Origin of the sequence: Pseudomonas sp. A6 (assembly GCF_052367875.1) — a bacterium.
GTDB classification, from domain to species: Bacteria; Pseudomonadota; Gammaproteobacteria; order Pseudomonadales; family Pseudomonadaceae; genus Pseudomonas; species Pseudomonas citronellolis.
This window is the reverse complement of record NZ_CP198970.1, coordinates 5,918,488-5,940,020: the sequence shown is the minus strand read 5'-3', so window position 1 is coordinate 5,940,020 and position 21,533 is coordinate 5,918,488. Positions and strand designations below refer to the sequence as shown.

Here is a 21,533-nt window from a genome sequence, read left to right as displayed (position 1 = left end):
CGTTTAGCGGGAGCTGCCGCTCCTCCCAGCCTTCCCCCAGGTACCTTGGCAGCTCCCTTTCTTGTTCGACGAGGAGTCAGTCATGTCTGAAGTTCGTCACGCCCGCGTCATCATCCTGGGCTCCGGCCCTGCCGGTTACTCGGCCGCCGTCTATGCCGCCCGCGCCAACCTCAGGCCGCTGCTGATCACCGGCCTGCAGGCCGGCGGCCAACTGACCACCACCACCGAGGTGGACAACTGGCCCGGCGACCCCCACGGCCTCACCGGCCCGGCGCTGATGCAGCGCATGCAGGAGCACGCCGAGCGTTTCGAGACCGAGATCGTCTTCGACCACATCAACGCCGTGGACCTGGCTGGCAAGCCCCTGGTGCTCAAGGGCGACAGCGGCACCTACACGGCCGACGCGCTGATCATCGCCACCGGCGCCAGCGCCCGCTACCTGGGCCTGCCCTCGGAAGAGGCGTTCATGGGCAAGGGCGTCTCCGCCTGCGCCACCTGCGACGGCTTCTTCTACCGCAACCGCGAAGTGGCTGTGGTCGGTGGCGGCAACACGGCGGTGGAGGAGGCGCTGTACCTGGCCAACATCGCCAGCAAGGTGACCCTGGTGCACCGCCGCGAGACCTTCCGCGCCGAGAAGATCCTGCAGGACAAGCTGCGCGCCCGTATAGCCGAGGGGAAAATCGTCCTGAAGCTGAACGCCCAGGTGGAAGAGGTGCTGGGTGACGACATGGGCGTCACCGGCGTGCGCCTGCGCAACAACGACGGCCGCGCCGAGGAATTGAAGGTGGACGGGCTGTTCGTGGCCATCGGGCATACGCCGAACACCTCGTTGTTCGAGAACCAGCTGCAATTGAAGGACGGCTACCTGGTGGTCAACGGCGGCCGTGATGGCAACGCTACCGCTACCAGTATCCCCGGTGTGTTCGCTGCGGGTGATGTGGCTGATCATGTCTATCGCCAGGCCATCACCTCGGCCGGCGCCGGCTGCATGGCGGCGCTGGACGTGGAGCGTTACCTGGATTCGTTGTAACGGCCCCAAGAGCCGGCGTGCAGGACGGAGCCCCGCTGGTCGGGGCTTTTTCCTTTGTGGGGGAGGGGGGCTTGTGAATGGGGTTCACTTGGGGTCGTTGGTGTTTGGATTAGGTCCTTTCCCTCTCCCCAGCCCTCGGCTGCGCGCCCCGCCCTGAAGGGAGAGGGGGCTGTTCGGAGTGGCGTTGGAGGCAGGCACCATCCTTCAACCCCGTCATTCCCGCGAACGCGGGAATCCAGTGACGGGCGGTTCGCGAGCAAGCTCGCTCCTACGAAGAGCTGTCCGCTCTCGCTCTGGATTTTGGACTTCCAGAGAAACATCCGAGCGCACCGGAACGCCCCTTCAGAAGGCCGAGCGAAACCGGCGCTCAGGAGGTCATGCGACATGGATGTCGCGAGAGCCCCGCGGGCTACAGGGACGTACCCTCGGGGCGGGCCTCCGTGGCGGGGGAATTCGTGAGGGTAGCCCGGCTTCATCGGGCCCGTATGTCGGGGCAAGCCTTCTTGGTTACTTCTTTGGCGTTTGAAAGAAGTGACTCGCCCGAGGGGGCGAAACAAAAAATCTCCGCAGACTCGGAGCGGCGCGTTACACCCAAACAAGAAGCCACTGGGTTCCCGCGTTCGCGGGAATGACGAGGGTGGGTAAGGAGCGTGGGACCGAATCTCACACTCGAGCGAGCCCTGCCCCAAAACGCCCCCCAAGAAAAAGCCCCGCATCGCGGGGCTTTTTTACATTCCGAGTCTTCAGCCACGCCGCGACAACGGCTGACGCTCGAAGCGCACACCAGCCAGGCCGGTATTCTGCAGCGCCCGGATATTGGCGTGATCAGTACCCTCGGGCGTGTCACGCACCGCGCGGTAATGCTCACCGAAGGCCAGCAGGGTTTCCTCCAGGCTCAGACCCTCGAGGATGGCGAAGCCGAGCGTCTTGCAGGACCCCTCGTTCTGCCCGGCCGGGTTCTCCACCGGGCCGTTGCTGAAGGCGCTGGGGCTGTAGCTGTAGTGCTCGGCGATGAACGCCAGGGTATCGGTGAACAGATGCTGCTCGCTGCGCAGGCGCGCGCGGAAATCGGTGAGGGTCATCAAGGCGGGCTCGTCAGTGTTTCTTGGCGGTGTCGAAGGCGGCCTGCTGCTCGGGCGAGGCCTCCTTCTGGTATTTCGCCTTCCATTCGGCGTAAGGCATGCCGTAGATCTCCTCGCGGGCCTGTTCCGGGCTCAGTTCCAGGCCCATGTCGTCGGCCGCGGCCTTGTACCACTTGGACAGGCAGTTGCGGCAGAAGCCGGCGAGGTTCATCAGGTCGATGTTCTGCACGTCCTTGCGGTTGCGCAGGTGCTGGACCAGGGTGCGGAACGCCGCGGCTTCCAGTTCCGTGCGTTGTTCCTGGCTGAGGTCGAGGATGCTGTGTTCGGGCTTGCTCATGGGTCGGGCTCTCGCTTGGCGCGTCGTCGTGGGACGTCGGGGCTCTTCGGGGCTGCGCAGATGATAAGAGCCGGGGCGGGCGCCAGCAATGGCCGTTGGCCAGGCGGCGCCGCGTGGCTCAGCGCTGCGCGGCGAGGGCGATCGACACCGATTCGGCGAAGCGCAGGGCGTGGGGCTTGTCCACTTCCACCTCGGCGTAGCGCACCGCCGGGTGGGCCATGACCAGGTCGAGGATTTCCTGGGTCAGGCGCTCCAGCAGGGCGAAGCGGTTTTCCTCGACGTGGGCGATGATCGCCTTGGTGATGGTGCGGTAGTTCAGCGCGTGCTCGATGTCGTTGACCTGCACCGCCTCCTGCGAGGGGTAGAGGATGGTCAGGTTGATCAGCACGTCCTGCTTGTTGAGGATTTCCTCTTCCTTGATGCCGATGTAGGTGCGCACGCGCAGATCCTTCACGCGGATCCGCGCCATGCCCGGCTGCAATTGCGTCATTGTCACTTGCTCCGTCCGATCAGTTGGAGGAATTCCTGGCGGGTGTTGCTGGAGTCGCGGAAGGCGCCGAGCATCACCGAGGTGAACATCTGCGAGTTCTGCTTCTCCACCCCGCGCATCATCATGCACATGTGCTGGGCCTCGATCACCACCGCCACGCCGGCGGCGCCGGTGATGCGCTCGACCGCCTCGGCGATCTGCCGCGTCAGGTTCTCCTGGATCTGCAGGCGCCGGGCGAACATGTCGACGATGCGCGCCACCTTCGACAGGCCCAGCACCCGTCCGGTGGGAATGTACGCCACATGGGCCTTGCCGATGAAGGGCAGCAGGTGGTGTTCGCACAGCGAATACAGCTCGATGTCGCGAACGATCACCATCTCGTCGTTATCCGAGGCGAACAGCGCGCCGTTGACGATCTCCTCCAGGCTCAGCTCGTAGCCGTGGCACAGGTAGCGCATGGCCTTGGCGGCGCGCTTGGGGGTGTCGAGCAGGCCTTCGCGGTCGGGGTTCTCGCCCAGGCCCAGGAGTATCTCGCGGTAGTTCGCGGACAGGGAATCGGTCATTGCAGGTTTCCTCGCGCCACGCCGGGCGGTCATTTGAGGTGCCGGCCGCCGTTGACGGTCAAGGTGGTGCCGGTGACGTAGGGTGTGTCCAGCAGGTAGCGGATGGCCTGGTAGACGACGTCCGGCCCGGGTTCGATGCCCAGGGCGGATTTCGCCAGGGTGCGCGCGCGGTAGTCGGCGTCGTCCCCGGCGTTGAACATGACCAGCGCCGGGGCGATGGTGTTGACCTTGATCTTCGGCGCGAAGCGCGCGGCGAAGGACAGCGTCAGGCTGTCCAGCCCGGCCTTGCTGGCGCAGTAGGCGACGTGCTTGGCGCTGCCCTTGCGCACCACGTCGTCGCTGACGTGGATGATGTCGGCCGGCTGCGAGCGCTCCAGCAGCGGCGCGCAGTGCAGGTTGATCAGGTAGGGGGCGAGCATGTGCACGCTGAACAGCGCGCGGAAGGCCTCGGCCTCGTGGCCGGGCGTTTCGGCGAGCCACGCCGAGGCGTTGTGGACGATGGCGCGCAGGCTGTCGGTGTGCGCCTTGAGTTCGTCGATGAAGGCGAGGATGCCGGCCTCGTCGGCGAAGTCGCCGTGCAGGCAGGTCGCGCCGCGCTCGCGCAGTTGCTGCAGCCCGGGCTTGTCGCTGCGGTAGCTGACGATCACCGGCTGGCCCGCGTCGAGCAGGCGCAGCGCGCAGTGCAGGCCGACGCGCTGGCTGGCGCCGGTGATCAGGATGGGGGCCGGGGATGCGCTCATGCGAGCCTCGTGGCAGGTGGGAAACGGCCGGCGGAGGCATATCCGAGCGGCGCGGTGGGAAAAAACTATACCAGTCCGGCGGCGCCGGCGAACACCCGTGGCCGGCTTGCGGCATAATGGGCGTTTGTCGCATGAACCGGGAGTTTCCATGAAAGTCGCCATTCTGTCCGGGTCGGTCTACGGCACCGCCGAAGAGGTCGCGCGCCATGCCAAGCGCCTGCTGGAGGCCGCGGGCCTGGAGACCTGGTTCGAGCCGCGCGCCACGCTGGACGCGCTGGTCGAAGCCGCGCCCGACGCCTTCCTGACGGTCACCTCGACCACCGGCCTGGGCGAGCTGCCGGACAACATCCAGCCGCTGTACTACGCCCTGCGCGACCGCCTGCCGAACTGGCGCGGCCTGCCCGGCGCGGTGATCGGCCTGGGCGACTCCAGCTACGGCGACACCTATTGCGGCGGCGGCGAGCAGGTGCGCGAGCTGTACGCCGAGCTGGGCCTGAGCGAGGTGCTGCCGATGCTGCGCCTGGACGCCAGCGAGACGGTCACCCCGGAAACCGATGCCGAGCCCTGGATCGCGGAGTTCATCGCTGCGTTGAAGGGGTGATTCGCCCTACGTCATGGTTTGGCGTAGGGCGGATAACGTTCCACGTTATCCGCCGCCTGGCCTTGGTTACCGGCGGCTCCGGGGTTGGCCTGGGCGTGGGTTGTGGGCTGGGTGAAACGGCGTATAACCGCGAACGGTTATACGCCCTACGTCATGGTTTGGTGTAGGGCGGATAACGTTCCACGTTATCCGCCGTTTGGCCTTGGTTACCGGCGGTTCCGGGGTTGACCTTGGCGTGGGCTTTGGCTTGGGTGAAACGGCGTATAACCGCGAACGGTTATACGCCCATGGGATGCAGCGGAAACTCCTCCAGCAGCGCCAGCCAGGCCTTGGCCGCGTGGGACAGGTAGGCGTCGCGGCGCCAGATGAAGCAGATGTCCCAGCGCAGGTCCGGCTCGCTCAGCAGCACCCGCGCCACCCCCGGCCGCTCCACTTCCTGCGCCACCGCCCGCGGCAGCAGCACCACGCCTTGCCCGGCGGCCACCAGCGCGCCGAGGAAGTCGGCCTGGCCGCTGCGCCCGCCTTCGCGGGGTTCGAAGCCGGCGTCGCGGCAGGCGCGCAGCAGGCGGTCGTTGAGGGTGAAGCTCTGCTGGTAGAGCAGGAAAGGCGTGTCGGCCAGTTCGGCCAGGGCGATGCTTTCGCGCCCGGCCAGCGGGTGTTCGGCCGGCAGCAGGGCGTCCAGCGGCTCGTTGCAGAACGGCTGCCAGTCGAAGGCCGGGTCGTTCGGCGCAAGGGCGCCGGCCAGTTCCAGTTCGCCGGCATGCAGCGCCTGCTCCAGGCTCTTGCTGCCGCCTTCCACCAGGTGCACCTGGATGTGCGGGTAGCGCTTGCGGTACTCGGCGAAGCGCCAGGCGAACAGGGCGTCGGCGCCCAGCAGCGGCAGGCCCAGGCGCAGTTCGCCACGCTTCATCTGGCTGAGGTCGTCCAGTTCGATCAGCAGTTCGCGGCGCAGGCGCAGCATGTCCTCGGCGCGGCGCAGCACCACTTCGCCGGCGGCGGTCAGGCGCACGTGCGGGCCGCTGCGTTCCAGTAGCTGCACCTGCAGGCTCTGCTCCAGCTGGGCCACCTGCTTGCTGATGGCCGACTGGCTGGCGTGCAGGCGCGCGGCGGCCTGGGTGAAGCTGCCCTGGCGCACCACTTCGACGAAGCTGCGCAGTTGCTTGAATTCCATTCTGGAATGGCCTCGATTCGAACAATTCGCTTTGGCGATAGTAGCCCCGGGCTTAACCTGAGCGCCATCCACAGGACACCGCCACGCAGGCACCCGAAATGATCCGCCGCATCGCCCGACTGGGCTTCGAACTCGCTGTCCTCATCGCCTTCTGGTGGTTCGGCGGCTGGCTGGCACAAGCCACCGGCCTGCCGCTGCCCGGCGGGGTGGTGGGGCTCGGCCTGCTGCTGGCGCTGTTCGCCAGCGGGGCGATCCGTCCGGCCCTGCTGCAGGGCGGCGCCGGGTTGCTGCTGGCGGAGATGCTGCTGTTCTTCATCCCCGCGCTGATGAGCCTGCTGGACTATGGCCCGCTGCTGCGCAGCGAGGGCTGGAAAATATTGCTGGTGATCATGTGCAGCACGCTGCTGGTGATGCTGGTCACCGCGCTGTCGGTGGAAGGCATGTACCGCTGGAGGTCGCGCCATGAGTCTCGATAAGCAAGCGCTGTTCTGGCTGGCCCTGACCCTCGGCGGCTACCTGTTCAGCCGCCAGTTGTACAAGCGCGTGCGCTGGTACGGCTTCGCGCCCATCGTGTTCGTCCCGGTGCTGCTGTTCGCCGTGGCCATCCCGCTGCACGCCCATTACGCCGACTACTCGCGCGACACCAACTGGCTGGTGGCGCTGCTCGGCCCGGCCACCGTGGCCTTCGCCGTGCCCATCTGGCAGCAGCGCGCGTTGCTGGCGCGGCACTGGCCGGCGCTGCTGGTGGGCATGGGCACCGGCACCGCGGTGGCCATCGGCAGCTCCTGGATGCTGGCCAACGCCTTGGCGCTGGACGGCCAGGTGGCGCTGTCGCTGGTGCCGCGTTCGATCACCACGCCGCTGGCCATGGAGATGTCCCACGACCTGGGCGGCGTGCCGGAGCTGACCGCGGCCTTCGTGATGATCACCGGGGTGTTCGGCGCCCTGGCCGGCGGCCTGCTGATGAAGCTGCTGCCGCTGCGCTCGACCCTCGCCCGCGGCGCCCTGCTGGGCGTCGGCGCTCACGGGGCGGGTACCAGCCGGGCCTATGAGTTTGGCGGCGAGGAGGGCTCCACCGCGGGGCTGCTGATGGTCCTCACCGGGCTGTTCAACCTGCTACTGGCGCCGGCTGTCGCACTGGTTCTGTAGGAGCGAGGGGGACGCCCAGTTCTTGCTCGCGAACCGTTCTTGCACCAGGCCTGTCCGGCAGAGTGCGGTTCGCGAGCAAGCTCGCTCCTACGAAGAGCCGCGCCGAGGTGCCTTTCGTAGGATGGGTGTCGTCATTTGCCGCGTAGGATAGGACTGTCAGACCCCCGACAGTCCCGCGGCCTTCGCCTGACTAGACTGGCCCCATCGAACAACAACAACCGATGAGGACCGCTCCATGAACGCCGCCGCTCCCGCACCTTCCGTGAAAGACCAGGTCTCCGAGGCCGAATGGCAGACCCGCGTCGACCTCGCCGCCTGCTACCGGCTGATCGCCCTGCACGGCTGGGACGACCTGATCTTCACCCACATCTCGGCCAAGGTCCCCGGCACCGAGGACTTCCTCATCAACCCCTACGGCATGATGTTCCACGAGATCACCGCCTCCAGCCTGGTGAAGGTGGACCTGGCCGGCAAGAAGCTGATGGACAGCCCCTACGACATCAACCCCGCCGGCTACACCATCCACAGCGCCGTGCACGAGGTGCGCCACGACGTCGGTTGCGTGCTGCACATCCACACCCCCGCCGGGATCGCCGTGTCGGCGCAGAAGAACGGCTTGCTGCCGCTGTCGCAGCAGTCGCTGTTCGTGCTTTCCAGCCTGGCCTACCACGGCTACGAGGGCGTGGCCCTGAACCACGACGAGAAGGCCCGCCTGCAGGCCGACCTGGGCGACAAGAACTTCATGATCCTGCCCAACCACGGCCTGCTCACCGCCTTCGGCACCGTGGCCGACGCCTTCCTCGGCATGTTCACCCTGCAGCGCGCCTGCGAGGCGCAGGTGATGGCGCAGAGCGGCGGTGGCGAGCTGATCCACATCCCGCAGCAGATCCTCGACGGCGCCCGGGCCATGGTCGCCGGGGTGATGAAGACCTCCCAGGGCATGGGCGGGGCGCTGGCCTGGCCGGCGCTGCTGCGCAAGCTCGACCTGCAGAACCCCGGCTACCGCGACTGATGGCCGGCATCGCCATCCCCCTGCGCGACTGGCGCGCGCAGGGGCGCACCTTCGACTTCAACGGCCACGCCATCCGTTACTGGGAGGCCGGCGAGGGCGAGCCGCTGCTGCTGATCCACGGCTTCCCCAGCGCCTCCTGGGACTGGAACAAGCTGTGGCAGCCGCTGGCCGGGCGCTACCGGGTGATCGCCTGCGACATGCTCGGCTTCGGCGACTCGGCCAAGCCGCGCAACCACGCCTACCGCATCCTCGAACAGGCCGACCTGCAGCAGGCGCTGCTGGAGCATCTGGCGGTGCGCGAGCCCGTGCACCTGCTGGTCCACGACTACGGCAACAGCGTCGGCCAGGAACTGCTGGCGCGGCACCTGGAAGGGCGTATCCAACTGGCCTCGCTGGTGTTCCTCAATGGCGGGCTGTTCCCCGAGACGCACCGCCCGGTGCTCTCGCAGAAGCTGCTGCTCAGCCCGCTGGGCGGCTTCTTCGGGCGCTTCTTCGACCGTGGCAAGCTGGCCGCCAACTTCGCCAAGGTGTTCGGCCCGCGCACCCGGCCGAGCGAGGAGGAGCTGGACGCTTTCTGGAGCCTGATCGCCTGCAACGACGGGCCGAAGGTGATGCACCGGCTGATCCACTACATCCTCGACCGCCGCGAACACCGCGAGCGCTGGGTGGGCGCCATGCAGCGCACCTCCGTGCCGTTGCGGCTGATCGACGGGCCCGTGGACCCGATCTCCGGCGCGCACATGGTCGAGCGCTACCGCCAACTGATCCCGCGGCCGGACACGGTGATGCTCGACGGCATCGGCCACTACCCGCAGACCGAGGCGCCGGAACAGGTGCTGGCGCACTACCTGGCGTTCCGCGCGCGCCTGGCGGGGCAGGTGCAGCCGGCGGCCTGAACGGGCCGCCGGCATCATCCCCGGACCTTATCGGGGCATATTCAGCCCCGGCGTCTTGGTTGTGACCGTCAAACGTCTGTTTGACACTCCGTAGCCATCAACCTGCCTGGGAGTACCGACCATGAGTGATGCCGTTCGTTTCGACGACAAGGTAGTGATCGTTACCGGCGCCGGCGGCGGTCTGGGCCGTGCCCACGCCCTGCTGTTCGCCAAGCATGGCGCCAAGGTGGTGGTGAATGACCTGGGCGGCAGCACCCATGGCGAGGGCGCCAACGCCTCGGCCGCCGACCGCGTGGTGGCGGAGATCCGCGCCGCCGGCGGCACCGCCATCGCCAACCACGACTCGGTGACCGACGGCGAGAACATCGTGCGCGAGGCCGTGGAAGCCTTCGGCCGCGTCGACGTGGTGGTGAACAACGCCGGCATCCTGCGCGACAAGACCTTCCACAAGATGGAAGACGCCGACTGGGACCTGGTCTACAAGGTCCACGTCGAGGGCGCCTACAAGGTGACCCGCGCCGCCTGGCCGCTGATGCGCGAGCAGGGCTACGGGCGGGTGATCTTCACCGCCTCCACCTCGGGCATCTACGGCAACTTCGGGCAGAGCAACTACGGCATGGCCAAGCTCGGCCTCTACGGCCTGACCCGCACCCTGGCCCTGGAAGGGCGCAAGAGCAACATCCTGGTCAACGCCATCGCCCCCACCGGCGGCACCCGCATGACCGAGGGGCTGATCCCGCCGCAGGTGTTCGAGCAGCTCAAGCCCGAGCTGGTGAGCCCGCTGGTGGTCTACCTGGGCAGCGAGGCCTGCCAGGACACCTCCGGCCTGTATGAAGTGGGCGGCGGCTGGATGGGCAAGGTGCGCTGGGAGCGCAGCCTGGGCTTCGGCTTCGACCCGCGCGAGGGCTTCGACGCCGAGGACGTGGCGGCGCACTGGCAGCAGATCAGCAGCTTCGAGAACGCCGTGCACCCGGCGGACAACGTCGAGGCCCTGCGCGAGATGATGGCCAACCTGCAGAAATACGTCGGCTGAAGCGGCCAGCCTGACGGGAGGAACGGCCAGGGTGCTGCTCCGCGCTCCGTGACGCAGTAAGGTGGAAGGCCGGCGCAAGTCGGCCTTCGTCCTTTCCGTCAGCCTGGAGTCCAGCATGAGCGTGATCGTCGAGCACAACGGCCCGGTAACCACCCTGATCATCGATCGCCCCGCGGCGCGCAACGCCGTCGACCGGCCCACCGCCGACGCCCTGGCCGAGGCCCTGCGCGCCTTCGAGGCCGACGAGCAGGCGAAGGTGGCGGTGCTCACCGGCGCCGGCGGCACCTTCTGCGCTGGCGCGGACCTCGCCGCAGTGGCCGAGGACAGCGAGCGGCGCAACCGCCTGGAAATGGAAGGCGACGCCCCCATGGGCCCCAGCCGCATGCACCTGAACAAGCCATTGATCGCCGCCATCGAGGGCTACGCCGTGGCCGGCGGCCTGGAGCTGGCGCTGCTGGCCGACCTGCGGGTAATGGCCGAGGACGCGGTGTGCGGGGTGTTCTGCCGGCGCTTCGGCGTGCCGCTGATCGACGGCGGCACCGTGCGCCTGCCGCGCATCATCGGCCAGGGCCGGGCGCTGGACCTGATCCTCACTGGCCGCCCGGTCGCCGCCCAGGAAGCCCTGGGCATGGGCCTGGCCAACCGCGTGGTGGCCAAGGGCGAGGCCCGCGCCGCCGCCGAGGACCTGGCCCGGCAGATCGCCGACTTCCCCCAGGCCTGCATGCTGGCCGACCGCGGCAGCGTCTACGCGCAGTGGAACCAGTCGTTCGACGTGGCCATGGCGAATGAATTCCAGGGTGGGCTGATGGTGATTCTCAGTGGCGAGACCCAGGCCGGGGCGCAACGCTTCGCGCGGGGGGAGGGGCGGCATGGGAAGTTTTGAGGGGCAGGGTTGCTTTTCGTAGGAGCGAGCTTGCTCGCGAATGGCGCCTTCCGGTGACTACGGTGTTTCGGGTTGACTCCGCACCCTCTCCCCAGCCCTCTCCCTGAAGGGAGAGGGGGCCGTTCGGAGCGAGTTGGAAGCCAGGCCTACTCCTGATACGCCATGCTTACAGGATTACGCCGAACCCGCAGCAGGCAGAGGACAGTCCCCTCTCCCTTCAGGGAGAGGGTTAGGGAGAGGGAAAGGCGCTTCCCTCATGCAGCGGCGCCTCAGGGAAACTCCCTTCGCGAGCAAGCTCGCTTCCTACATGGCAGGGCGAACCTCGTCGTAGGATGGTGTTGAGCGAAGCGATACCCATCGCCATGGCCTGATGGGTATCGCAAGCTCAACCCATCCTACGAAGAGCGCCTTGGTGCAGTCGGCAAGGCAGTTGTTCCTACGAAGAGCCTCAGCGCTTGATGATCACATACGTCTTGCGCACCGTCTCCTGGATATCCCACACCCCCAGGCTGTTCTGCGGCAGCAGGAAGGCGTCGCCGGCCTGGAAGGCGATGGGCTCGCCGTCGTCCGGGGTGAAGGTGCCGCGGCCGCTGATGAAGTGGCAGAACTCCTGCTCGACGATCTGCCGGCGCCAGCGGCCCGGGGTGCATTCCCAGATGCCGGTGTCGACCTGGTCGGGGCGTTCCACTTCGGCCACGCGGGTGTGCGAGACCGGCTCGCCCAGCGGTACGCCGACCGGGCTGGCTTCGCCCAGGGGCGCGTTGGGGGTGTCCTTGAGGTGGGTGATCTTCATCGGGGCTCCAGTGGGTTGTCGGTGCAAAGGGGGAGGCGGCTTCAGCCGACCTTCCAGGTCATCAGGCCTTCCATGCCGGCGGCGAGTCTTTCCGCCAGTTGCCGGCGCCAGGCCGGGGTGTTGGGGTTGGCCAGCACCTCGTCCTCGTGGACGAAGCTGCGGATGATCGCGTTGTAGCCCAGCCAGCGGCACGGCTCGGGTTCCCAGGCGCGCAGGGCGTCGGTCATGGCGCGGTCGTGGATCACCCAGTTCTGCCGGGTCTCCAGGCTGTCGTTGCCGAGGATCAGGTCGGCCAGGGTGCGCCCGCCCAGGTTGGTGGCGCCCACGCCCTCGCCGCCGTAGCCGCCGGACAGGGCGATGCCGTTGCGGCGGTCGACCAGCATGTGCGGGTGGAAGCGCCGCGACATGCCCAGGTTGCCGCCCCAGGTGTGGGTGATCTTCACGTCCTTGAGCTGCGGGAAGAGTTCGCCGAACAGGTAGCGGCGCAGGCCGATCTCGTCGTCATTGAGGCTGAAGTCGCTGCGCAGCTTGCCGCCAAAGCGGTAGCCGCCGCGGGCGCCGAAGGCCAGGCGGTTGTCCCGGGTGCGCTGGCCGTAGGTGACCTGGCGGCTGAATTCGCTGAAGGCCTGGCCGTGCTCCAGGCCGATCTCCGCCCAGACCGACTCGGGCAGCGGCTCGGTGGCCACCAGCAGGCTCTGCACCGGCAACTGGTAGTTGCCCAGGGGCGGCAGGGCGGCGGCGTAGCCTTCCACCGCCGGCACTATCCAGTGGGCCTTCACGCTTCCCTTGTCGGTGCGCAGCAGGCCGGGCTGCCAGTGGCTGACGCGGCTCTTCTCGAACACTTGCACGCCCAGGCGTTCCACCGCACGGGCCAGGCCGCGGGCCAGCTTGGCCGGGTCGATGGTGGCGCAGTGCGGGGTGTAGAGCGCGCCCAGGGCGCTGGGGATGCGCAGCTGGCCGTCCAGTTCGGCCTTCGACAGCCAGCGGTAGTCGTCCTCGCCCAGGCCCTCGTGGCGCAGGTCGGCCAGGTACTGGCGCAGGCGGCGTTCCTGCTCCGGGTAGCGCGCCGCGCAATAGAGCACGCCGCCCTTGCGGTAGTCGCAGTCGATGCCTTCGTGTTCCAGCACCCTGGCCACCTCGTCGGGGATGCCGTGCAGCAGGTCCCAGGTCTCGCGGCGGCGCGGCTCGGGCATGCGGCCCACCAGGCGGTCCTCGCCCAGCAGCGCGCCCATCAGCCAGCCGCCGTTGCGCCCGGAGGCGCCGAAGCCGGCGGTCTCGGCTTCGAGGATGGCCACCTTCAATTGCGGCGCGCGGGTCTTCAGGTAATAGGCCGTCCACAGCCCGGTGTAGCCGGCGCCGACGATGGCCACGTCGACCTCCAGGGCGCCTTCCAGGGCCGGGCGGGCGATGAAGTCGTCGTCCAGTTGGTTCATCCACAGGCTGATATGGCGCCATGCCGACATAGGGGCGACTCCGGGCAGAAGGGTGATCGGGAATGTGCGCAAGCCTAGAAGCGCCCGGCATTCCTGTCGTGCGCGCGGGTACGCGGGGAAATGGGCGATGTCTTGCCAACTGCGCCAGGGTGCTCTTCGTAGGAGCGAGCTTGCTCGCGAACAAACTCCGCTGCGGGGCCCATTCGCGAGCAAGCTCGCTCCTACGAAAAGCGGTGCGCAGGAGCGCCTCGGCGTTACGGGTTTTCCATCCGCTTGAGGTATTCCCGCGGCGACAGCCCGGTCTGCTGGCGGAAGCAGCGGTAGAAGGCCGACAGCGAATTGAAGCCGGCGGAGAAGGCCAGCTCGTCGATGCGCGCCGAGGTGGCCGGGCGCAACTGTTCCAGCAGGTGCTGCAGGCGCTTCTGGTTGACGTACTGGTAGAAGCTCAGGCCCATCACCTGGTTGAGCAGGTAGGAAATCTGGTTGCGCGTGTAGCCGGTGGCGCCGGCCACCTGCGACAGGTCCAGGTCCGGCGCCAGGTACGGCTGGGCCTTGTGGAAGTATTCCTCCAGGTCCGCGGCCAACTGGCTGAGCTGGCGCGGCGACAGGCCCAGGCGGCTGGCCGGCGGGCGGCTGTCGCCGGAGGCGCGTGCGGCGCCCGGGGCGTCCTCGCGGACCAGGGTGGCGTATTCGTTGATGCGCCAGATCAGCCCGTCGCGCACGCTGATGGCTTCGCTGGAGTGGAACACCGCCAGGCGCCCGCTGAGGGTGATGGCGGTGCGGTACTGGATGAAGGCCGTGTCGCCGTCGACGCGGATGCGGTCGATGTGGTCGAGGAACTCGTCCGGGCGGCTGGGCATGGTCTGGGTGACGTACTCGCGCAGGTCCGCCAGGCCCATGCGGCGGTTCTGGAAGTAGTCGTTGTATTCCACCTCGGGATGGTAGAGAGCCAGCGCCGCGTCCAGGTCGCGGCGCTTCCAGCTGTCGTGGTAGCGCTGCACCACGTCGCGGGTGCTCGGGGTGAGGTGGCTGTCGGCCGGGGTCGGGTGGGTCGCTCGCATGGCGCACAGGATGCCGCAGAGCGGCGCGCTCGGGTAGGGGGGAGGCCCCGCTATCATCCAGGCACTGCATGATGGGCCATGCCCGGCGTCAATGGTGGCCGCCCGGGGCCGTCGCAGAGGGGGGATTCACTCTTTCGGCTGACAGTGCAAATACCTCCTTGGTGCGCTTGGTCGCGACCGGGCCGGCTGAGTAGCGTGTAGCCGCCTAGACACCGTCAGGAGTGCCGAATGACAACAAAAACAAGGCGCGTATCGTTCCAACCGAAACTGCTGGCCGCTGCTGTAGCCCTGGGTTGCGCCACCCAGGCCGGGGCCGTCTCGTTCAACATCGGGGAAATCGAGGGGCAGCTGGATTCGACGCTGTCCGTGGGGGCCAGCTGGGGGCTGCGCGACGCCGACTCGGAATACGTCGGCGCCCGCAACGGCGGCCGCGCCTCGTCGCAGACCTCCGACGACGGCCGCCTGAACTTCAAGAAGGGCGAGACCTTCTCGAAGATCTTCAAGGGCATCCACGACCTGGAGCTGAAGTACGGCGACACCGGCGTCTTCGTCCGCGGCAAGTACTGGTACGACTTCGAGCTGAAGGACGAGCACCGCGAGCTGTACGACATCAGCGACCAGGGCCGCAGCATGGGCGCGCGCTCCTCCGGCGCCGAACTGCTGGACGCCTTCATCTACCACAAGTACAGCATCGGCGACCTGCCCGGCACCGTGCGCCTGGGCAAGCAGGTGGTGAGCTGGGGCGAGAGCACCTTCATCCAGAACTCCATCAACAGCATCAACCCGGTCGACGTCGCCGCCTTCCGCCGCCCCGGCGCGGAGATCAAGGAAGGCCTGATCCCGGTGAGCATGTTCTACATGTCCCAGGGCCTGACCGACAGCCTCACCGCCGAGGGCTTCTACCAGCTGAAGTGGGAGAAGACCGTGGTCGACAACTGCGGCACCTTCTTCTCCACCACCGACGTGGCGGCCAACGGCTGCAACCGCCTGGTCTACGCCGGCAGCGACTTCGACACCGACCCGGCCAGCGGCTACCGCTACCTGGCGCGCTCCGGCGACAACACCGCCCGCGACGGCGGCCAGTGGGGCCTGGCCCTGCGCTGGTACGCGGCGGAGCTGAACGACACCGAGTTCGGCGCCTACGTGATGAACTACCACAGCCGCAACCCGGTCTTCAGCACCATCGCCGGACAAGGCCTGGCCACCGCCAACGCCGCCACCGGCGAGGCCAGCGCACAGTACCTGATCGAGTACCCGGAGGACATCCGCCTCTACGGCCTGAGCTTCCAGACCAACATCGGCGGCACCTCGGTGGCCGGTGAGGTCAGCTACCGGCCGAACATGCCGCTGCAGCTCAACAGCACCGACCTGACCGTGGCCGCGCTCTACCCGACCACCCTGTTCGGCAACCCCATCTACTCCAGCGGCTTCGCCACGCCCAGCGCCGGTGAGGTGATCCACGGCTACGTACGCAAGCCGGTGACCCAGGCCCAGGTGACGGTGACGCAGTTCTTCGACCAGGTGCTGGCCGCCGAACGCCTGACAGTGGTCGGCGAGGTGGGCTACAACCACATCAGCGGCATCGACGACAGCGAGCTGCGCTTCGGCCGCGACTCCATCTGGGGCATCGGCGAGCTGCCCAACAACTCCCTGTGCCAGGGCCTGCTGAACACCGCCAATCCCGGCGAGTGCAACAACAAGGGCTTCTACACCAGCAGCAGCTGGGGCTACCGCGTGCGCGGCATCCTCGACTATCCCAACGTCATCGCCGGCATCAACTTCAAGCCGAACCTGGCCTGGTCCCACGACGTGCACGGCTACGGCCCGAACTTCAGCGAAGGCGCCAAGGCGGTCAGCGTCGGCCTGGATGCGGACTACCAGAACACCTATACCGCCAGCATCAGCTATACCGATTTCTTCGGTGGCGATTACAACCCGATCAACGATCGCGACTTCATCGCCGTCAGCTTCGGTGTGAACTTCTGATCGGTCAGTCAAGGACAGGAAAGATGAACAAGATACGAATCCTGCAATGCGGCGCCCTGGCCCTGAGCCTGCTCTCCGGCGCCGTGATGGCGGCGGTGTCCGCGGACGAGGCGGCCAAGCTCGGCACCAGCCTCACGCCCATGGGCGCGCAGAAGGAAGGCAACGCCGACGGCAGCATCCCGGCCTGGACCGGCGGCATCGACAAGAGCGCCGGCAGCGAGGACGCCCGCGGCTTCCTCAGCGACCCCTTCGCCGGCGAGAAGCCGCTGTTCACCATCACCGCGCAGAACGTCGACCAGTACAGGGACAAGCTCACCGACGGCCAGGTGGCGCTGTTCAAGCGCTACCCGGACACCTACCGCATCCCGGTGTACAAGACCCACCGCACCTTCTCGCAGCCGGCGGAGATCTACCAGGCGGTCAAGACCAGCGCGGTGAACGTGCAGCCGATCAACGACGGCAACGGCCTGGCCAACTTCGACAAGAGCCGCTACTACGCCTTCCCGCTGCCGAAGAACGGCGTCGAGGTGCTGTGGAACCACATCACCCGCTACCGCGGCGGCAACCTGGCGCGCACCGTGGTCCAGGTCACCCCGCAGACCAACGGCAGCTACACGCCGATCCGCTTCGAGGAGACCGTGGCCTTCCCGCAGAACATGGGCGACGTGGACCTCGCCAAGGTCAGTAACATCCTGCTGTACTTCAAGCAGTCGGTAACGGCGCCGGCGCGCCTGGCCGGTAACGTGCTGCTGGTGCACGAGACCCTCGACCAGGTCAAGGAGCCGCGCCTGGCGTGGATCTACAACGCCGGCCAACGCCGCGTGCGGCGCGCCCCGCAGGTGGCCTACGACGGCCCCGGCACCGCCGCCGACGGCCTGCGCACCTCGGACAACTTCGACATGTTCTCCGGCGCGCCGGACCGTTACGACTGGAAACTGGTGGGCAAGAAGGAGCTGTACATCCCCTACAACAGCTACAAGCTGGGCCTGCCGACCTACAAGTACGACGACATCGTCAAGGCCGGCCACCTCAACCAGGACCTGACGCGCTACGAGCTGCACCGCGTGTGGGAAGTGGTGGGCACCGTGAAGCCGGGCGAGCGGCACATCTACGCCAAGCGCCACATGTACATCGACGAGGACAGCTGGCAGATCGCCGAGGTCGACCACTACGACGGCCGCGGCCAGCTGTGGCGCGTTTCCGAAGGCCACCAGATGTTCAACTACGCGCACCAGGCCGGCGGCTACGTGCCGGAGGTGATCTACGACGTGATCGCCGGCCGCTACCTGGCCCTGGGCCTGTTCAACGAAGAGAAGAGCGGCTACCGCTTCGGCATCAAGGCCAGCATGGCCGACTACACCCCGGCGGCGCTGCGCAACGAAGGCGTGCGCTGAACCGGGCATGGCCGGCGGCGGCGAGGGCTGTCGCCGGTCATGTACCTTCCTGTAATGCCAAAGAGTGATATGTCGCTACATACATCCGGCTGATAGCCCTTCCCCGGGGGCCGCCTCCTGACTAGTCTCGAACGTCAGGATCGGTCGGACCCCTGCCCATGATCGACGCTGCCACCCCCCAGTCTTCACTGCCCCGCCTGCCACCGCAGCACCTGCCGCGCGCGCGCCTGCGCCAGGCCCTGCTGCACGAGGAACACCGCCTGCGCCTGCTGCTCGCGCCCCTGGGGCACGGCAAGACCGTTCTGCTGGGCGAATGCGCCCGCGCCGCCCCGGCGGGCACCCGCGTCGCCTGGCTGGCGCTGGGCGGCGAGGCCCTGGACGCCGCGGCCCTGTGCCGGCGCCTGGGCGAGGCCCTGGGCCTGGGGCCGGTCGGCGAGGTCGAAGTGCTCGGCCGCCTGCGCGACTGCCGCGAACCGCTGTGGATCATGCTCGACGACTACTCCCGCGAACCCGATGCCGCGCTGGACGCCTGCCTCGACCGCCTGCTGGCCCAGGCTTCGCCCTGGGTGTCCTGGTGGCTGGCCAGCCGGCGGCGCCCGGCGTGCAACCTGGCGCGCCTGCTGCTGGAGGGCGAACTGCTGGAACTGGGCGCGGCGGAACTGGGCTTCGACGCCGCCGAGCTGGAAGCCTTCCTGCTGCGCAACGGCCGCGACTGGCCGGAGGAACTGCGCCTGGCGCTGCTGGAGCAGACCGACGGCTGGTGCGCCGGCATCCGCCTGCGCCTGCTCGGCTGGCCGGCCGAGGCGGGCACGCCCTCGCCCGGGCAACTGGCCGAGGCCGGCCGGCCGCTGCTGCGCGAATACCTGCAGCGGGAAATCCTCGATGCCCTGCCGGCGCCGCTGGCGGAGGTGCTCTGCGACCTGGCGCGGCTCACCCGCTGCTGCACCTCCCTGGCCGAATACCTCTTCGAGGAACAGCCCGGCGTTCTCGAAGCCCTGCTCGAACGCGGCGTCGGCCTGCAGCGCGAGGAGGGCGCCGGCGCCTGGTACCGCCTGCCGCCGCTGCTGGCCGACGAACTCGCCGACATGGGCCACGGCTCGCCCTGCAGCCTGCACCGCCGGGCCTGCCAGTGGTACAGCCAGCAGGGCGACATCCATGCCGCCTTCGAACACTCATTGCGCGCCGAGCAACCCGACGTCGCCGCCAGCCTGTTGCAGCGCCTGACCGAAGAGCAGTTGCTGCAGGGGCACAACGTGGCGCGGGTGCTGCGCCTGCGCGAGGCGCTGCCGCAGGAACTGCTGGCGAGCACGCCGCGCCTGCTGATCCTCAACGCCTGGGCGCTGCTCTTCGGCGGGCGCCTGGACGAGGTCGAGACGCAGCTGCAGGACTTCTCGCGCTTCCTGCCGCTGCCCGGCGAAGCGCGTCAGCGGGCGCTGGTGGCGCAGTGGCTGGGCCTGGCCGGCATGCTCGCCCACGCCCGTGGCCGCCGCGAGGCCGCGCCGCTGCTGCAGGCCGCCCTGGACGACCTGCCGGACGAAGCCTGGGCGCAGCGCCTGATCAGCCTGTCCGCGCTCAGCCAGCTGGCGCTGATCGACGGCCGCCTGGACGAGGCCCGGCTGCTCAACCGTGACGCCCTGAAGCTGGCCCGCGCCCGCGGCAGCGCCATCTTCGAGGTCTACCTGGAGATCGACCACGCCTACCTGCTGGCCCAGCGCGGCGAGCTGCCGCGCGCCGAAGCCCTGCTGCGGCGCATGCTCGACACCCTGGCCGAACGGCACCAGAGCGGCTGCCCGGTGGCCTGCCGCGCGCAGTTGCGCCTGGGCTGGCTGTGCTACCACCAGGGCCGCCCGGCCGAGGCGCGCCAACTGCTGCAGGACGGCCTGCGCGGCGCGCAGCGCAGCCTCGACCCCTGCGCCCTGTACGGCTATATCGGCCTGGCGATGCTGGATGCGCGCCAGGGCCAGTTCGACGTGGCCTTCAACCGCCTGCTCGAAGCCGAGCGGCAGATGCAGCTGCAGCATATTCCCGAAGCGGTCTACCGCGGCCCGCTGCTGCTGGCCGGCGGCACCCTCGGCCTGCGCCAGGGGCGGACCGCCCAGGCTCGGGAAATCTTCACCCGGGTGCTGAGCCGCTACCGCGAGGAAGGCCGCAGCGCGCCGGCCTCGGCGGTCGACCTGCTGCTGCGGGTGGAATGCCAACTGGCCATGGCCGACATCCAGGACGGCCAGGCGCAACGGGCGCTGGAGCGCTTGTCGATCCTGCTGGCGGAAATGCAGCGGCAGGGGCGCATGGCCCTGGTCTGCGAGGTCCGGCTGGGGCTGGCGCTGGCCCATGCCGCCGCCGGCGCCGACGAACAGGCCCGCGACTGCTGGCAGGAAGGCCTGGAACTGGCCCGCCGCCACGGCCTGGAAGCGATACTGGAAGACGCCCGCCAGCGCTTGCCGGAACGCTTGGCCGAACAGGCCGGCGAACGCCCGGCGCCGCTGCTCAGCCTGCGCGAGCTGTCGGTGCTGGAACTGATCGCCCGCGGCTGCTCCAACCTGGAGATCGGCGAGCGCCTGTTCATCTCCCTGCACACCGTGAAGACCCACGCCCGGCGCATCAACGGCAAGCTCGGCGTCGAACGCCGCACCCAGGCCGTGGCCCGGGCCAAGGAGCTGGGGCTGCTCAAAGCCTGACCCCCACGATGCTCTTCGTAGGAGCGAGCTTGCTCGCGAACAGACTCCGCAGCGGGGTTCGTTCGCGAGCAAGCTCGCTCCTACGAGAAGCCGTGCCTCACCGGCTCGGGACTGTTGTGTGTAGGAGCGGGCCCTGCCCGCGATTCGCGCGCAGGGCGCGCTCCTACAGGTGGGTGCCGAAGCGCTTTTCGTAGGATGGCGTTGAGCGAAGCGATACCCATCACGCTTACACGCCTAAGCCCCCGTTCAGTGCAACGCCTTCTTCTGCACCGCGATCGCCTCGATGCGCTGGCCCAGGCGCAGTTGCTCGGCCGGGTCGTCGCTGAGCAGCAGGGCGCGCTCCAGGTCGTAGCGTTCGGCCTGGGGGCATTCCAGGTGGTGGTAGAGGTCGGCGCGGGCCAGGTGGTCGGCGGCGCTGGCGGCGCCCAGTTCCAGTACGCGCTGGGCATCCTTCAGGGCCGCCAGGTGGTCGCCGGCGGTCTGGTGCAGCTGGCGCAGGTTGCGCGACAGGCGCTGGAGCATCTCGCGCGGCTCGGCGTTGCGCAGGAAGGCGGCGCTCAGCTCCACGTTCGGGCCCAGGTGGCGGGCCAGCAGGTCGCGGCAGTCGCGGGGGTAGAGACGGCGGCCGGTGGCGGGGTCGAGCAGGTGGTCGGCGCCGGGCACGCGCAGCAGGAAGCGCGCGGGGAAGTTCACCCCTTGGAGGGCGATACCCTGGCGGCGCGCCAGCTCCAGGGCGATCAGCGCCAGCGACAACGGTTGCCCGCGGCGGCGCTGCAGCACCTGGGGCAGCAGGGCGGCGCGGGCCAGCAGGGGCACGTCGTCGTCCTCGGCGAAGCCCATCTCGTTCAGCCGGCGCAGCAGCAACTGGGCCCGTTCGATGTCGCCGGCGGCCACGGGCAGCGTCGCCTGCAGTTGCCGCTGCAGTTCGTCGAGCACGCGCAGGGCCTGCTCGGGCGGCAGGTGCGGCTCGTGCTCGGCGGCTATCCACAGGGCCGCCTCGAACAGCGCTGGTGGCTCCTGGGCTAGGCAGGCGAGGCAGGCTTGGCGCGGGTCCATGGCGTTCTCCGGCTGATACTGCGTTTTACCCGCAGCGCCGGGGCGCCGTCCAGAGCCGCCGTGGCTGGTCGTCGGCGCCGCCGCTGGCCCGCGGCGCCTCTGCCTATACTGAAGGGGCCGGCCGCGGCAGGCGCCGCCGGCCGAC

The 21,533-nt window shown here is 68.6% G+C and carries 21 protein-coding genes; 11 read left to right on the top strand and 10 right to left on the bottom strand.

Going from position 1 to position 21,533, the window contains the following annotated elements; genetic code table 11:
* Positions 1-82 precede the first annotated feature (82 nt).
* Positions 83-1,030: a thioredoxin-disulfide reductase gene (gene trxB / locus ACTWJ5_RS26070; RefSeq protein ID WP_444436831.1), complete on the top strand. Its 948-nt coding sequence runs from the start codon at positions 83-85 to the stop codon at positions 1,028-1,030.
* A 743-nt stretch (positions 1,031-1,773) separates the two neighbouring features.
* On the opposite strand, the gene ACTWJ5_RS26065 is transcribed toward trxB, so the two are convergent.
* The 5 genes from ACTWJ5_RS26065 to folM form a co-directional block, all read right to left on the bottom strand.
* Positions 1,774-2,112, bottom strand: a complete 339-nt coding sequence (locus ACTWJ5_RS26065; protein WP_009616043.1) for a HopJ type III effector protein — start codon at positions 2,110-2,112, stop codon at positions 1,774-1,776.
* Positions 2,113-2,125: 13 nt separating this feature from the next.
* A complete protein-coding gene (locus ACTWJ5_RS26060; protein WP_009616044.1) occupies positions 2,126-2,449 on the bottom strand; it encodes a DUF1244 domain-containing protein in 324 nt (107 codons plus the stop codon).
* A 118-nt stretch (positions 2,450-2,567) separates the two neighbouring features.
* A complete protein-coding gene (folX, locus tag ACTWJ5_RS26055) occupies positions 2,568-2,939 on the bottom strand; it encodes a dihydroneopterin triphosphate 2'-epimerase (RefSeq protein ID WP_009616045.1) in 372 nt (123 codons plus the stop codon).
* Between the two features lie 2 nt (positions 2,940-2,941).
* Positions 2,942-3,502, bottom strand: coding sequence for a GTP cyclohydrolase I FolE (gene folE, locus ACTWJ5_RS26050; RefSeq protein ID WP_210147067.1), 561 nt, complete (start codon positions 3,500-3,502; stop codon positions 2,942-2,944).
* A gap of 29 nt (positions 3,503-3,531) precedes the next feature.
* Complete coding sequence (gene folM, locus ACTWJ5_RS26045) at positions 3,532-4,242, bottom strand: dihydromonapterin reductase (protein WP_253389903.1); 711 nt, start codon at positions 4,240-4,242, stop codon at positions 3,532-3,534.
* A gap of 148 nt (positions 4,243-4,390) precedes the next feature.
* Between folM and ACTWJ5_RS26040 the strand changes: the two genes are divergently transcribed.
* Positions 4,391-4,843: a flavodoxin gene (locus tag ACTWJ5_RS26040; RefSeq protein WP_444436830.1), complete on the top strand. Its 453-nt coding sequence runs from the start codon at positions 4,391-4,393 to the stop codon at positions 4,841-4,843.
* A 277-nt stretch (positions 4,844-5,120) separates the two neighbouring features.
* Here the strand turns inward: ACTWJ5_RS26040 and ACTWJ5_RS26035 are convergent, their stop codons facing one another.
* Positions 5,121-6,014 (bottom strand): LysR family transcriptional regulator, encoded by an 894-nt coding sequence (locus ACTWJ5_RS26035; RefSeq protein ID WP_444436829.1) that lies wholly within the window; start codon positions 6,012-6,014, stop codon positions 5,121-5,123.
* A gap of 98 nt (positions 6,015-6,112) precedes the next feature.
* On the opposite strand from ACTWJ5_RS26035, the gene ACTWJ5_RS26030 reads away from it, so the two are divergent.
* From ACTWJ5_RS26030 to ACTWJ5_RS26005, 6 genes are all read left to right on the top strand, one after another.
* Positions 6,113-6,490 carry a CidA/LrgA family protein gene (locus tag ACTWJ5_RS26030; RefSeq protein WP_009616050.1) on the top strand — a complete coding sequence of 126 codons (378 nt, stop codon included), beginning with the start codon at positions 6,113-6,115 and terminating at the stop codon, positions 6,488-6,490.
* Positions 6,477-7,163 (top strand): LrgB family protein, encoded by a 687-nt coding sequence (locus ACTWJ5_RS26025; RefSeq protein WP_444436828.1) that lies wholly within the window; start codon positions 6,477-6,479, stop codon positions 7,161-7,163. The genes ACTWJ5_RS26030 and ACTWJ5_RS26025 overlap by 14 nt, the downstream gene beginning before the upstream one ends.
* Before the next feature lie 235 nt (positions 7,164-7,398).
* Positions 7,399-8,175, top strand: coding sequence for a class II aldolase/adducin family protein (locus ACTWJ5_RS26020; RefSeq protein ID WP_074984641.1), 777 nt, complete (start codon positions 7,399-7,401; stop codon positions 8,173-8,175).
* On the top strand, positions 8,175-9,071 hold the full coding sequence (locus tag ACTWJ5_RS26015) for an alpha/beta fold hydrolase (RefSeq protein ID WP_444436827.1): 897 nt from the start codon (positions 8,175-8,177) through the stop codon (positions 9,069-9,071). Before ACTWJ5_RS26020 ends, ACTWJ5_RS26015 begins: the two co-directional genes overlap by 1 nt.
* Before the next feature lie 121 nt (positions 9,072-9,192).
* Positions 9,193-10,104, top strand: coding sequence for an SDR family oxidoreductase (locus tag ACTWJ5_RS26010; RefSeq protein ID WP_009616054.1), 912 nt, complete (start codon positions 9,193-9,195; stop codon positions 10,102-10,104).
* Positions 10,105-10,219: 115 nt separating this feature from the next.
* Positions 10,220-10,987: a crotonase/enoyl-CoA hydratase family protein gene (locus ACTWJ5_RS26005; protein ID WP_074984639.1), complete on the top strand. Its 768-nt coding sequence runs from the start codon at positions 10,220-10,222 to the stop codon at positions 10,985-10,987.
* Positions 10,988-11,435: 448 nt separating this feature from the next.
* On the opposite strand, the gene ACTWJ5_RS26000 is transcribed toward ACTWJ5_RS26005, so the two are convergent.
* The 3 genes from ACTWJ5_RS26000 to ACTWJ5_RS25990 all read right to left on the bottom strand — a co-directional run bounded on the left by ACTWJ5_RS26000 (position 11,436) and on the right by ACTWJ5_RS25990 (position 14,274).
* The gene (locus ACTWJ5_RS26000) at positions 11,436-11,780 is read right to left on the bottom strand and encodes a cupin domain-containing protein (protein ID WP_009616056.1); all 345 of its coding nucleotides are present in this window, start codon (positions 11,778-11,780) and stop codon (positions 11,436-11,438) included.
* Positions 11,781-11,821: 41 nt separating this feature from the next.
* Positions 11,822-13,243: an NAD(P)/FAD-dependent oxidoreductase gene (locus ACTWJ5_RS25995; RefSeq protein WP_444436825.1), complete on the bottom strand. Its 1,422-nt coding sequence runs from the start codon at positions 13,241-13,243 to the stop codon at positions 11,822-11,824.
* 224 nt (positions 13,244-13,467) lie between these two features.
* Positions 13,468-14,274, bottom strand: a complete 807-nt coding sequence (locus ACTWJ5_RS25990) for an AraC family transcriptional regulator (RefSeq protein ID WP_043300115.1) — start codon at positions 14,272-14,274, stop codon at positions 13,468-13,470.
* Positions 14,275-14,502: 228 nt separating this feature from the next.
* On the opposite strand from ACTWJ5_RS25990, the gene ACTWJ5_RS25985 reads away from it, so the two are divergent.
* The 3 genes from ACTWJ5_RS25985 to ACTWJ5_RS25975 all read left to right on the top strand — a co-directional run bounded on the left by ACTWJ5_RS25985 (position 14,503) and on the right by ACTWJ5_RS25975 (position 20,332).
* On the top strand, positions 14,503-16,260 hold the full coding sequence (locus ACTWJ5_RS25985) for a DUF1302 domain-containing protein (RefSeq protein ID WP_074984634.1): 1,758 nt from the start codon (positions 14,503-14,505) through the stop codon (positions 16,258-16,260).
* A 23-nt stretch (positions 16,261-16,283) separates the two neighbouring features.
* Positions 16,284-17,654, top strand: coding sequence for a DUF1329 domain-containing protein (locus tag ACTWJ5_RS25980; RefSeq protein WP_074984631.1), 1,371 nt, complete (start codon positions 16,284-16,286; stop codon positions 17,652-17,654).
* Positions 17,655-17,812: 158 nt separating this feature from the next.
* Positions 17,813-20,332, top strand: a complete 2,520-nt coding sequence (locus ACTWJ5_RS25975; RefSeq protein WP_253389898.1) for a LuxR C-terminal-related transcriptional regulator — start codon at positions 17,813-17,815, stop codon at positions 20,330-20,332.
* Positions 20,333-20,578: 246 nt separating this feature from the next.
* Here the strand turns inward: ACTWJ5_RS25975 and ACTWJ5_RS25970 are convergent, their stop codons facing one another.
* Entirely contained in the window at positions 20,579-21,388 is an 810-nt protein-coding gene (locus ACTWJ5_RS25970) for a SirB1 family protein (protein ID WP_074984625.1), read from the bottom strand.
* Positions 21,389-21,533 lie beyond the last annotated feature (145 nt).